Source organism: Ectothiorhodospira lacustris (assembly GCF_022227845.1).
Lineage (GTDB): Bacteria > Pseudomonadota > Gammaproteobacteria > Ectothiorhodospirales > Ectothiorhodospiraceae > Ectothiorhodospira > Ectothiorhodospira lacustris.
In genome coordinates this window covers 66,837-79,371 of sequence record NZ_JAJNQN010000009.1, presented here as the reverse complement: position 1 = coordinate 79,371, position 12,535 = coordinate 66,837, and the positions used below count along the sequence as shown (strand labels likewise).

The 12,535-nt window shown below is 63.4% G+C and carries 11 protein-coding genes, 1 tRNA gene and 1 other RNA gene; 6 read left to right on the top strand and 7 right to left on the bottom strand.

What is annotated here, in order from left to right:
• Positions 1-8 precede the first annotated feature (8 nt).
• The 4 genes from LQ956_RS08290 to LQ956_RS08275 all read right to left on the bottom strand — a co-directional run bounded on the left by LQ956_RS08290 (position 9) and on the right by LQ956_RS08275 (position 5,873).
• Positions 9-1,115 carry a substrate-binding domain-containing protein gene (locus LQ956_RS08290; protein ID WP_238623048.1) on the bottom strand — a complete coding sequence of 369 codons (1,107 nt, stop codon included), beginning with the start codon at positions 1,113-1,115 and terminating at the stop codon, positions 9-11.
• A 184-nt stretch (positions 1,116-1,299) separates the two neighbouring features.
• On the bottom strand, positions 1,300-2,004 hold the full coding sequence (locus tag LQ956_RS08285) for a metal-dependent hydrolase (RefSeq protein WP_238629716.1): 705 nt from the start codon (positions 2,002-2,004) through the stop codon (positions 1,300-1,302).
• 83 nt (positions 2,005-2,087) lie between these two features.
• On the bottom strand, positions 2,088-4,403 hold the full coding sequence (gene hypF / locus LQ956_RS08280) for a carbamoyltransferase HypF (RefSeq protein ID WP_238623046.1): 2,316 nt from the start codon (positions 4,401-4,403) through the stop codon (positions 2,088-2,090).
• A gap of 18 nt (positions 4,404-4,421) precedes the next feature.
• The gene (locus tag LQ956_RS08275; protein ID WP_238623045.1) at positions 4,422-5,873 is read right to left on the bottom strand and encodes a TrkH family potassium uptake protein; all 1,452 of its coding nucleotides are present in this window, start codon (positions 5,871-5,873) and stop codon (positions 4,422-4,424) included.
• A gap of 161 nt (positions 5,874-6,034) precedes the next feature.
• Here LQ956_RS08275 and LQ956_RS08270 point away from each other — a divergent pair, with 161 nt between their 5' ends.
• The 4 genes from LQ956_RS08270 (at position 6,035) to LQ956_RS08255 (ending at position 8,700) form a co-directional block, all read left to right on the top strand.
• Positions 6,035-6,484: a hypothetical protein gene (locus LQ956_RS08270; protein ID WP_238623044.1), complete on the top strand. Its 450-nt coding sequence runs from the start codon at positions 6,035-6,037 to the stop codon at positions 6,482-6,484.
• A complete protein-coding gene (locus tag LQ956_RS08265) occupies positions 6,484-7,920 on the top strand; it encodes a sodium:solute symporter family protein (protein WP_238623043.1) in 1,437 nt (478 codons plus the stop codon). The genes LQ956_RS08270 and LQ956_RS08265 overlap by 1 nt, the downstream gene beginning before the upstream one ends.
• A 225-nt stretch (positions 7,921-8,145) precedes the next feature.
• Complete coding sequence (locus LQ956_RS08260; protein ID WP_008932988.1) at positions 8,146-8,490, top strand: DUF1820 family protein; 345 nt, start codon at positions 8,146-8,148, stop codon at positions 8,488-8,490.
• A gap of 119 nt (positions 8,491-8,609) precedes the next feature.
• A tRNA-Ser gene (locus LQ956_RS08255) sits at positions 8,610-8,700 on the top strand.
• A gap of 62 nt (positions 8,701-8,762) precedes the next feature.
• On the opposite strand, the gene purU is transcribed toward LQ956_RS08255, so the two are convergent.
• The 3 genes from purU to ffs form a co-directional block, all read right to left on the bottom strand.
• Positions 8,763-9,620 (bottom strand): formyltetrahydrofolate deformylase, encoded by an 858-nt coding sequence (gene purU, locus LQ956_RS08250; RefSeq protein WP_238623042.1) that lies wholly within the window; start codon positions 9,618-9,620, stop codon positions 8,763-8,765.
• 21 nt (positions 9,621-9,641) lie between these two features.
• Entirely contained in the window at positions 9,642-10,412 is a 771-nt protein-coding gene (locus LQ956_RS08245; RefSeq protein WP_238623050.1) for an FKBP-type peptidyl-prolyl cis-trans isomerase, read from the bottom strand.
• 113 nt (positions 10,413-10,525) lie between these two features.
• An RNA gene (gene ffs / locus LQ956_RS08240) (signal recognition particle sRNA small type) lies at positions 10,526-10,622 on the bottom strand.
• A 245-nt stretch (positions 10,623-10,867) separates the two neighbouring features.
• Between ffs and LQ956_RS08235 the strand changes: the two genes are divergently transcribed.
• A complete protein-coding gene (locus LQ956_RS08235) occupies positions 10,868-11,965 on the top strand; it encodes a cache domain-containing protein (protein ID WP_238623041.1) in 1,098 nt (365 codons plus the stop codon).
• 48 nt (positions 11,966-12,013) lie between these two features.
• The gene (locus LQ956_RS08230; protein WP_238623040.1) at positions 12,014-12,481 is read left to right on the top strand and encodes a DUF8082 domain-containing protein; all 468 of its coding nucleotides are present in this window, start codon (positions 12,014-12,016) and stop codon (positions 12,479-12,481) included.
• Positions 12,482-12,535: the final 54 nt, after the last annotated feature.

Genomic DNA, 12,535 nt, shown 5'->3' with positions numbered 1-12,535 from the left:
TTCCGAAATTAACGGCCGGTCAGAGGAGCGGGAAGGATTTGTCGTGACGGCGCATCCGCCGGTGCGCCGGAATAGCGAAAGGCCCGTTGCTTGAGATGATCGATCGTGGCGGCCTCCATGTCACGGGTCACCAGCACCATGTCCCCGGAAAACAGTTGCGGCACCCGATGCCCCTCCCCCTGCAGGTCCATGGCGATGGCCTCGGCCATCGCCACACCGGCATCATCATTCATGCGCATTATGGTGGCGGCCAGGGCTCCCGTACCGATCAGATGCAGTTCCTCGGCGCCGCCGCCCCAGCCATTAACGAGCGGGGTGTCCCCACGCCCCGCGTTCGCCACCGCCGCCACCGCCCCGAGCGCAATATCAGTGGCGCAGGCATAGATCAGGACCGCATTCGGGTAGCGCTTCAGCGCGTCCTCGGTCGCCCGACGGGCGACGTCCATCTGCAGGTGGGTCAAATAGGTAGCGCGGACCCGGAGCCCGGGGAAGGCGGCGATCTCACGGATGAATGTATCACCCCGGACTTCGCTGATATAGCCATCCCCCGCGTAGAGCACCACCACTTCTCCCTGCCCACTGGTCATACCGGCAAGGTGGCGCGCCAGCATGCGCGAACCCTCGATGTGGTCAAAACCCACATACAGGAAAGGCTGCATGCCGTCCCAGGCGCGCAAGGGAGTCGTAATATTCTGCAGGATGATTTTCGGACCCGCTCTGTCGGCGGAGGACATGGCCAGCAAACGCTCGGCCAAGCGGTGATGGATAGGCGTGTCCAGGGTATAGACGAGGTAATCAGGTTGCCCGGCCAACGCCACCCGCAACTGCTCCGCCTGCAGCATGGGATCGATGCCGCCGGGCTGACTGGAATAGACCGTGATGGAGAGATTGAGCCCAAGTGCTCGGGCGCGGCGCTCAAAGGCCGTCAGGTTGCGCTGCCAATAGTCGGAAGCCTGCAGATCGGGATACAGCAGCGCCACTCTGACGACAGGTCTGTCGCTCATGTCGGCCGGTAGCGGCCGAGGAGCGCTTCTAACCCGCGCGGTAAAATCGTGGAGCAAGGACTGCTGGTCCGGATACCGACCCAGGTAGCTGCCGATGTCCCAGTACTGCATAAGATCATCCGCCCACGACATGCTGCTCCCAAGCAGAAGCAGCAAGGTCACGCTGAAAAGGAAACATCGGTGTTGCATGGCAGCGAGCCCGTTCCTCACCTGTCGGTCAGAGAAGCATATCAGAGCCGGGCATCCTACCGCTTCGAGAGGTGAGCCGTGGCCGCTCCTGCGGGCCAATGCCGGTCTAGCCCAGTAGCTGTACGCCGCGATGCAGCCACTGAATCAACTCATGGGGATAGGGCAGTAACCACACCAGTCCCATCAGGGCGGCCGTGGCCAGTAGGGATCCCACGGGGAAATCGGGTTCCCAGATCTTGAGGGCGGACCCGAACGATCGCTTGATACGGGCGTTGTTGATATCCACGCTGTAGGCCTCGTCCAGCACGAGATGGACCAGAAAACCCAGGAAGAGCGTCATCCCTTGCAGCCAGATGGTCAGGGGTTCCGACGCCAGACACTGCAGTCCCAGATAGACCCAGCCGAGCCCCCACAGGCCGCCCACCACCAAGCTGTGACACAGCCCCCGGTGGCGGGTCAACCTCTGGAACAGGTAGGCGGCCGGGTAACGGATCAGCAACCAGACCAGAAAACCCGCCGCGATGGCTTCACAGGAGACGGTCTGCCCCGGCACGGTGAACAGGGGCGTGGTCTGCATCCGGGTGGTCAAACTGGAAGCGACGATGGCCGCCGCCAATGCCAGTAGGGAAAACAGCCAACGCTGGGGCCGACCTCCGTCCACATCGATATCGGGCAACAGGGTACCCGCCACCAGGAATACACCCAGGATCAGGCTGTCCGACCAGGACAACATGCCGGTGACGGCGATCCCCGAAGCCATACCCGTTGCGACCATGCCGGCCACTGCCACATGGGTTGCGAAATTGGCCATAATTGATTGTTATTACCTAAACCATTAACAATCACGATATCTTAGCATTATGGCTGAATAGATGGACAGTTGGTCTATCCGCATCAGATCGGGGCCTGCAGGGCGATCCACGCCTGTCCCAGGCTCAGGCCACCGTCATTAGGCGGCGACCACTGCGGCTTGTAGACCCGGAACCCGGCACCGGTGAGGCGCTCAACCAGATCCTGCATCAGCACCTGGTTGAGACAGCACCCGCCCCCCAGGACGAGATCACGGATGCCCTGCGCCCTGGCCGCCTCGATCAACCAGCAAGCCAGACCCTGGGCCACGGTGGCATGGAAGACACCGGCGCCGGTACCCGGGTCCATGCCGTCGGCAAGCCGGGACAGCAACGGCATGAAATCCAGCACCCCCTGATCCACCACCCAGCCGCCGGACAGGGGGACTTCCGGCCCGTGGCGGGCGGCCAGTCCTTCCAGCAGCATGGGGGCCTGTCCTTCGAAGCGGGCCACCCACTTCACCCGCAGCAAAGCGGACGCCGCATCGAACAGGCGCCCGAGGCTGGTAGTGAGATGGGGATTACGTTCGGTGTCCATCTGTTTGGGCAGCCCCTGGGCGGCGGCAAAAACCTGATAACGATCCGGTATCTCATGGCTCCGACCCAGGGTATGCAAGACTGCGGCCGCCATGCGCCAGGGTTCCCGGGTGGCCTGGTCGCCACCCGGCAGCGGCAGGGGGCGCAGGTGCCCCAGGCGCTGATAACTGGCGCCGTCAACCCGCAGCAGTTCCCCGCCCCAGGCGGCGCCGTCGTCCCCCAGGCCGTACCCGTCCAGGGCCAACCCGATCACGGGACGATCCAGTTGGTGTTCCGCCTGGACAGCCGCCAAGTGGGCGTGATGATGCTGGACCCGCAGCAGCGGCACATCCAGCATCTTGGCCAGGCGCATGGCCAGCCGGGTGCTGTAGTAATCCGGATGTAGATCACAGGCAATGCGCTCGGGGCGGATGCGCAGCAGCAGCATCAGGTGCTCGACGGTTTCGTCCAGGGCCCGGCAACTTGCGGGGCTGTCCAGATCGCCCACATGCTGGGACAGAAAGGCCTGCTGCCCCCGAGTGATGCAGGCGGTGTTGTTGTACCAGGCGCCGGTGCCCAGGACACAGGGTCCGGAGCGGGGCAAGCGCACCGGCTCGGGGGTGAATCCCCTGCCCCGCCGCAGGAACCCCGGGCCGGTCGACGTCATGCGGACCACACTGTCATCACAGCGAACCCGGATGTCCCGGTTATGCACCAGCAGGGTATCGGCGATCTGGCCCAGCCGGTCCACTGCGCCCTGATTGCTGATGATGACCGGCTCACCGAAGGGATTGGCGGAGGTGCAGACCAACAGCAGAGATTGGGGTTCTTCCTGCAGCCAGCGGGTGCCGTCGGGCCGTCCGGCGGCCTCGTGGAACAGCAGATACTGTAGCGGCGTATAGGGAAGCATCACCCCCAGGCGCTGCATGCCGGGCGCCACCCCCTCCAGCGTGGGGCGGCTGTCCGGTTTGCGTCGCAGCAGGACGATCGGCCGGGCATAGCCCTTGAGCAAATGCGTCTCCTCCGGCTGCAGCTGTACCAGATCGCGGATGGAGGCCAGGTTGGCGGCCATGATGGCGAAGGGCTTTTCTTCCCGCTGCTTGCGAGCCCGAAGACGGGCAACGGCGTCCTCGTTGCGGGCATCGCACATCAGGTGGAACCCCCCCAGTCCCTTGACCGCCAGGATCTTGCCGGCCTGGATCTGCTGCAATGCCGCCTGGATGACGTCGTCCACCGGCAAGGGCATGCCGGTAGGGTCCAGCAGGCTCAGCCTTGGGCCGCACTCGGGGCAGGCGTTGAGCTGGGAATGAAAGCGCCGCTGGCCGGGATCCTGGTATTCCCGGCGGCAGGCGGCACACAGGGTGAACGCGGCCATGCTGGTGTGGGCGCGGTCATAGGGGATGGCGGTCATGGCCGTATAGCGGGGGCCGCAATGGGTGCAGCCGATGAAGGCATCGCGGTAGCGGCGATTGCAGGGATCGAAGAGTTCTTCCAGACACTGGGGGCAGACGGCAGCGTCCGGGGTCATGCCGGTGGCAATGGCACCGCCCACGCTGGGCACGATGGCAAAACCGCACATCTCGGGGATGGGTTCCAGGTGGTTGGCCTCGACCACGTCGACCCGGGCCAGCGGGGGTGGGTGATGGGAGAGCCGGTGCAGGAACTGATCTACCGAATGCTGAGCCCCCTGAACCATGAGTTCGACACCGGCCGGATCATTGCGCACCCAGCCCGACAGATTCAGCTCCGTGGCAAGGCCATGGATGAAGGGCCGGAACCCGACCCCCTGAACCTGGCCGCGGACCCAGACCCGCAGACAAACGACGATGGGATGCTTTTTGGACATAGGGAAAATCTTATCGGGTCAGTGCCGCCAGAAGGCCGGGGTGAACAGAACCAGCAGGGTGAAGACCTCCAGCCGCCCCAGCAGCATGGCAAACATCAAAACCCATTTAGCCAGATCACTGATATTGCTGTAATTTTCGGCCACCTCACCCAACCCGGGCCCCAGGTTGGTGATGTTGGCCGCCACCGCGGAAAAGGCCGTCACCTGATCCAGCCCCGTGGCCATCAGAATCATCATCATCAGACCGAACAACGCCACATACGTTGCAAAGAACCCCCACACCGCGTCCACCACCCGGTCCGGCACCGGTTTCCTGCCCACCTTGATGATCACCTGGGCCTGGGGATGCACCAGCCGGATCACCTCTCGATACCCCTGCTTGATCAGCAGCATGAACCGGATCACCTTGATGCCGCCGGCGGTGGACATGGCACAGCCGCCGATGAAGGCCACCAGTACCAGCAGGACCGGCAGAAACAGGGGCCACTGGTCAAAACTGTCGGTGGCAAAACCTGCCGTGGTCCCGATGGAGACGGTGTGAAAGATGGCCTGATGGAGGGTATCGCCCCAACCGCCGTAGTGCCGGGTCAGCATCAGGGTGACCGTGACCACGATCCCGGTGGTAACCATGATGCCGATGAACCAGCGCACCTCCGGGTCCTGCAGGTAGTGCTTGAAGGCGCGGCTCCGCCAGGCCAGGAAATGCATGGCGAAATTGATCCCGGCGATGAACATGAAGATCACACAGATCATGGAGATCAGCGGGCTGTCGAAGTGCCCGATGCTGGCATCGTACGTGGAGAAACCGCCGATCGCCACGGTGGAAAAACTATGGCCGATGGCATCAAACCAACTCATGCCCGCGGCCCAGTAGGCGGTGGCGCAGGCGATGGTCAGGGTGAGGTAGATGTACCACAGGGCCTTGGCGGTCTCGGCGATGCGGGGGGTGAGCTTGGAATCCTTCACCGGCCCCGGGGTCTCGGCCCGATAGAGCTGCATGCCCCCGACCCCCAGCATGGGCAGGATGGCCACCGCCAGCACGATGATACCCATGCCGCCCAGCCACTGCAGCTGCTGGCGGTAGAAGCGGATGGATTCAGGCAGGTCCTCGATACCGGTAAGTACCGTGGCACCCGTGGTGGTGAGCCCGGACATGCTCTCAAAGGCGGCATCGGTGATGGAGATGCTGGGGGCGTGGGAGAGGGTCAACGGCACGGCGCCGGACAGCCCCAGCACGGTCCAGAACAGTACCACCACCAGAAAACCGTCGCGGGTGCGCAGCTCCTGGCGGCGACGACACACCGGCAACCAGATCAGGGTGCCGACGGCGAGGATGATCCCGAAGGAGACCAGAAACGGCACCAGCCCTTGATCGTCGTAAATTAAAGCCACCAGGGCCGGGGGCAGCATGGTGACGCTGAAGAGCATCAGCAGCAGCCCGACGACACGGAGCACCGAAGACCAGTACATGAGGTGATTCCAGGGAGTTCAGGGGCGCATAAATTAGGCCACAGGAGGTGGGTGGTGCAAACAATTTGGGGTTTTACGGGTACGGGGGCGACCTTGACCCTCGTTTCTCGGGGGTCTAGGGTAAAAATGGGGAAGCAAGGCCTTTGCAGGCGGAGACTGCCATGCCACATCGTCACGCACCACATGCCCTGTGGGCACTCGCACTGAGCGCCATCCTGATGATGCCGTCGCTTGCCCTCGCCCAGGCCGTGCCCACGCTGGACGCCACCACCCAGATCGCCCGCGCCGGTTACTATCAACTCCGATGGGGCATGACGGGCGCCGACGGCGCCGTCTACCGCCTGGAAGAGTCCCGATCCATGGACTTCAGCGAACCGCAGGTCCTCTACGAGGGGGCCGACCGGGCCACCGTGATCAGCGGTCGCAGTGACGGCACCTTTCATTACCGGGTCCAGGCCACCCTGGCCGACGACGCCCGCTCGGACTGGAGCCCTCCTCTGACCGTCGAAGTCAGACATCACGCCCTCTATCAGGCCCTGGCCCTCTTCGGCGTGGGTGCCTTTGTTTTCCTGGCCACCATCGCCCTGATCGTCACCGGCAGGAGAGACTGATGAGCATTCAGGAAACCGCCATTCTGGAGCCGGGGCTGGCCTGGTTGCTGATCGCCCTGTTCACCGCCCTGTATGTGGGTCTGGGCTGGTTCTTCGGCCGCCGGGACAAGGAGCTGGATCAGTTCGTCCTGGCCGGACGCAAGGTGGGCCTGGCGGTGGGGACCGCCACCGCCATGGCCACTTGGGTGACCAGCAACACCACCATGATGGCCCCCCAACTGGCCTACCAGATCGGTATCTGGGGCATGATCGGCTATGCCTTGGGTTCCGTGGGTCTACTGCTGTTTGCGCCGCTGGCCAAGCGTATCCGCTTCCTCATGCCCCATGGCTATACCAGCGGCGACTTCGTGCGCCTGCGCTACGGCCATGTCGCCTGGCGGATCTTTCTGGCCATTTCCCTTTTCTATAGTTTCGGCTGGTTGGTGAGCCTGGGCATGGCCGGGGGCGTGCTCACCCATGCCCTATCGGGCATCCCCTACTGGCAGGGCATGACGGTGATCCTGGCGGCCTGCGTGGCCTATACCCTGATCGGCGGTTTTCGCGCCGTCATCGGCACGGACTTCATCCAGTCGATCCTGATCCTCATCGGCCTGGTGGCCATCGCCTGGCTGGTGATCGGCCGCATCGGCTTTGACGAGATCCACCTCAGCCTGCAGCTGGAACGGCCGGAACTGCTCACCCTGCTGATGCCCGCGGCGATCATGTTCCTGTTCAACAACCTGCTCTTCGGCATGGGAGAAATCTTCCATTCCAACGTATGGTGGACCCGGGCCTATTCCTTTCGCGAGGGGGTGGGCATGTGGGCCTACCTGCTGGCGGGCCTTTTCTGGGCACCGATCCCCATCGTGGCGGGTTTCATCGCCCTGGCCGCGCCGGCGCTGGGGGTGAACATTCCGGCCGCCGACATGGTGGGTCCTATCGTCGCCTCGGAACTGCTGGGGCTGGCGGGGGCCATCATCGTGCTGGTCATGGTATTCGCCGCCCTGGCCTCCAGCCTGGACTCCCTGCTGGCGGCCACCGCCATGCTGGTGGTGCGCGATATTTACTATCGGCATCTGCGCCCCCAGGCCACGGCGGATCACCTGCGCACCGCCACCAAGGTGACCATCCTGCTGCTGGGGATCATCGCCTGGCTGCTCTGTCTGCCGCGCATCACCACCCTGGCGGAGCTTCTGCATTTCACCGGGGCCTTCGTGGCCAGCACCATCTGGCCCATTGCCGCCGGGCTGTACTGGCGCCGGACCAACCGCATCGGGGCCTCCCTGGCCATGGTGCTGGGGAGTCTGGCGGGGATTGGCGCCTATTTCCTGATCGGTTTCTATGTGGGTGCCCTGGTGGGGGCGGCCGTCTCCATGGTGATCGTGCTGCTGACCACCTGGCTGTGGCCCCAGTCCTTTGACTGGCAAACCCTCAATGAGCCGCCGCCCAGCCACTAGAACAGGAGCATCATCCATGGCATCCGTTGAATTACTGACCGTACTGATCGTCACCTCCACCGTGATCACCACCCTGTGCATCCTGGTGCTGCTGGGGCTGGTGGTGCGCGACTGGCGCAACGGGACGTTGTGGTAAACCAGGGGATCAGGTGGAAGCTCTGCTAGAATGCCCTGCCCGCTCCTGTCACGAGCGGCCGTACCCGTCATACCCTTTGCAGAGACGACATGGCCAGTTCCAAGCATATCTATCGAGTCTGTTTCATCAACCAGGGCAAGGTGTACGAGGTCTTCGCCCGCCAGGTGTATCAGAGTGAGATGTACGGTTTCGTGGTGGTGGAAGAGCTGATCTTCGGTGAGCGCAGCGCCATCGTGGTGGACCCCGGCGAGGAAAAGCTCAAGACCGAGTTCGCGTCCGTCACCCGCAGCCTGATCCCGATGCATGCCATCATCCGCATCGACGAGGTGGAAAAGGAAGGCGTGGCCAAGATCAGCGAGCTGGGCGCCAACGTCACCGCCTTCCCGGCCAGCTACCTGCCCCAGGGGGGGACCCCCCCGCGCAAGGACGGCTAGAAAAAATCGGTAAAGGGATTTGCCAAAGCCGAAAGATTCGGGTATCTTTCGGCACCTTGATCGGGACGGGCAAGGTCCACCGGATCAAGCGTCTGCCCTTGCGCAGCGCGACAATCAGCGGAGAGGTGGCCGAGCGGTCGAAGGCGCACGCCTGGAAAGTGTGTATACGGTAACCCCGTATCGAGGGTTCGAATCCCTCCCTCTCCGCCATACAAGAGTACAAAAAAGCCACCGGAAACGGTGGCTTTTTTGTTATCGTCGCGGGGAAGTACTCAATCAAACACCACCGTCTTGTTGCCGTGCACCAGCACCCGGTCTTCCAGATGGTAGCGCAGGCCCCGGGCCAGCACGGCCCGCTCCACGTCGCGCCCCAGTCGCACCAGATCATCCACCGTGTCGTCGTGACGAACGCGGATCACATCCTGTTCGATGATCGGCCCTTCATCCAGCTGATCGGTCACGTAATGACAAGTGGCACCGATCAGCTTCACGCCCCGATCGAAGGCCCGGTGATAGGGCCTGGCGCCGACAAAGGACGGCAGGAAGCTGTGGTGGATATTGATCACGCGCCCGGCATAACGGGCACACATGTCGGGAGGCAGGATCTGCATGTAGCGAGCCAGCACCACCACGTCCGCCCGGGCCTCGTCCACCAGCCCGGAGACCCGGGCAAAGGCCGCCGCCTTCTCCTGCCGATCTACGGGGACATGGTGGTAAGGAATCCCGTGCCACTCCACATAGTCCCGCATGTCCTCGTGATTGGAAATCACGCAGGGGATATCCATGGGCAGGTCCCCGGAGCGCCAGCGATAGAGCAGATCCGTCAGACAGTGGTCCAGCTTGCTCACCAGGGGCACCACGCGCCGGGGCAGACGGGCGTCGGTGACGTGCCACTGCATGGCGAACTCCCGGGCGATGGGTTCGAAGGCCTGGCGGAAACCGTCGACATCGAAGGGCAGCGTGCCGGCATCGATCTCGTAGCGCATGAAGAACCAGCCGGTGGAGGCATCCGAGTGCTGGCTGGCCTCGGTGATGGAACCGCCGTGACCGGCCAGGAACCCGCTCACGGCGGCAACGATGCCCACCCGGTCAGGACAGGAGATGATCAGCCGATAACGATGAGGCGACATGAACCGGGATCCCTTTTCTGTTCAGCATCGCTGACCGGACTGCAGGCTGGGGCAATCGCTGCTGACGGTGCGCCCCTCCCCCAACCAGCCCAGGATGCCGTCGGTGACGTTCATCACTTGGGTGTAAGCCGCTTCTTCAGCCATGAACCGAGCCAGTACGCCGGTGCGGTTACCCACCCGGCAGATGAGCACGAAGGGCTCGTCCCGCTCCACCACCCGGGTCAGATGGCGGGGGAAACTGCGCACGAAGCGGCCGTTGGCATCAAAGGCAGTGATCAGGTAGCTGCCCTCCAACACCCCGGTCTCGCGCCATTCCTCCGGCCGCCGGATGTCGATGACCTTGACCCCGGCGGCGATGAGCTCGGCCAGTTCGTCGTTGCTCACGTTGGCAAAGGGCGGCGATTCCACCGCCACCAACTCCACCTCGAAGCGCAGGGTGGCATTGGGCGGAATCGACCGGCCCGCGCCCCGCTCACCGTAACCCAACCGAGGCGGAATGATCAGTTCCCGCTGGCCACCGGCCTGCATGCCCAGAAGACCCGTTTCCCAGCCGGGGATGACCTGCCCCTGCCCCAGGATCAGGCTCAGGGGCTCGCCCCGGTCATGGCTGGAATCAAACTGAGTGCCATCTTCCAGCCAGCCGGTGTAATGCACCCGCACGGCATGGTGGCGATCGGCGCGGGGGCCGTCGCCGGTCTTGAGATCACGGATCTGGAGTTCGGCTGCGCCCGCCGGGGCAAGCAGCAGACAAGCGGCAACCAGGGCAAGCAAGAAGGACAGAGAGGATTTGATCACAGCGGGCAGGTCTCCATGGACATCCAAGATGTGGCCATGGTAGCGGGCATCGGACCGGCAAGGCCAGCCCCCGGGCGGTGTCCGCCATCATCAACGATAAGGGTGGCAACCCGCACCAGCCACACCCCGGCGCCCAAGTCCACTGTTACCGTTGCTCCCTTCCGGGCCTGGCGGGGTTCACAGCTTATTGTCGCGAGGGGACCGGTGCAGGTCACCATAACAAGGTGATTGGCGCGGTCGGGACAAAACCGACCCGCCAAAAGGGCCTCGGATTATGCGTCCATGAAACCCTTGCGTCAACCGGGTTGCCGGACACAAGGGCCATTCAGGCAAGGTTTATCGGGTCTTTCAGGGGGATCGTCGGTGTGCAGTGCCTAATTTGCGTTCAAAACCGCCCGACCCGATTACACTCCCGACCTGAACCGCAGGGTCTTCCCCAGGAGCGCCGGATAATGTCTGCAGAACGGAAACTGTTCCACCTCAGGATCTTTCATAAAATCCTTCTTACCTTGCTGCTGGTGGCCTTCATTCCCATCGCGGGGGCGCTCTACATCGCCGTGTATCAGATCGAGCGCAGCTGGCACGACAATGTGAGTCGACAGCTGATGCTCACCAGCCAGGGCCTTGCCGACCGGATCGACGGCTGGCTGGACATGAATCTCAGGGTGTTGTCCCAGAATGCGGCACTGCCGGACATCCGGGCCATGGACACCGAACGGCAGAGGGCGCCGCTCAAGGCGCTGGACGATGCCTATGAGTGGGTCTACCTGGCCTTCACGGTTGACCCGGAGGGGCGGAACATCGGACGTAATGACGACAACCCCCTGACCTACTACGGTGACCGCGGCTACTTCAGACAGGTCATCGAGGGTGCGCCCGTGGGGCAGCAGGTCCTCATCGGCCGTACCAGCGGAAGGCCGGCCCTGATCCTGGCCAAACCGATTCTTGATGACGGCGGGGAAGGACCGTCAAACCTGGTGGGGGTGATGGCGACGGCCCAGCACCTGGTGGATGTCTCCGATGCCACCACCCGGGCCAGAATCGGTGACACCGGCTTCACCATGGTGCTGGACCCCGCCCGTCAGCTGATCGCCCACGGCCAGCCGGAACAGGTGGAGGGACAGCTTCAGGATTACGGCTGGCACCCCATTCTGGCCACCCCGGGGGCCGACCAGTATCCCGTGATCATCGAACATCAAGGGCAACGCCTGGTGGGTTTCCGGCAGGAGATCGGGCTGGGCTGGACGGTCATGATCCAGCAGGATTATCAGGAGGCCTTCGCGCCTCTGCTCAAGGCCCGCAGGGATGCCATGACCATGAGTGCCATCACGCTGGTGCTGGTGGTCCTGATCGCCTTCCTGCTGGCCCGGCAGATTTCGCGTCCCATCGTGCAGCTGACCCGGGCCGCGGAGGGGCTCAGCCGAGGTCAGTTCGATCACGGGATCGCCGGTACCCACCGGGGAGACGAGATCGGCGCGCTGGCGCGCGCCATCGAACGCATGTCAGTGAGCATCAGAATCGCCCTTGAACGCCTCCGCAAACCCGCCTGAACCCAGGCTTGCGGATGTTCCGGAACTGCCTAACAGGGTGAAGCCATCATGGAAAGAAACAGCATATTTGCCAAGACCAGCAAGGGCAAAACAGCCATCAACAACAAGGACCGGTCGCTCTCCATTGATGCGCGACGTATCCTCATCATGGTCAACGGCGCTCGAACCACCGGGGAACTGCTGGATCAGTTCTCCGGTTTCACGGATGTGGCCACCCATCTCCAGGGGCTGCTGGACGATGATCTCATCGTCGATATCCGGTCCGCAGGCGGGAAGGCAGCGGCCCTGCCTGCAGACCCGTCGCAACACGTGCCGGTCACCCCGCTTGATGATGCACTCAGGCAGCGACTGGAACGGGAGATCATCGAGTTCATGGGCCCCATGGGGATACTCATCTGCGAGGAGGCGTGGCCCCGGGTGACCACCCTGGATGAAGCCCTGGAGGTGTTGTCCAGCCAGCTGGATACGCCGGAACAGGCCAGAAAATTTCGCCTCAGCGTGCTCAAGGCCGGCTGATATCCGCACAAGGCCCCTGAAAAAACAATTCCTGATAAGATTGCACAACTCCAA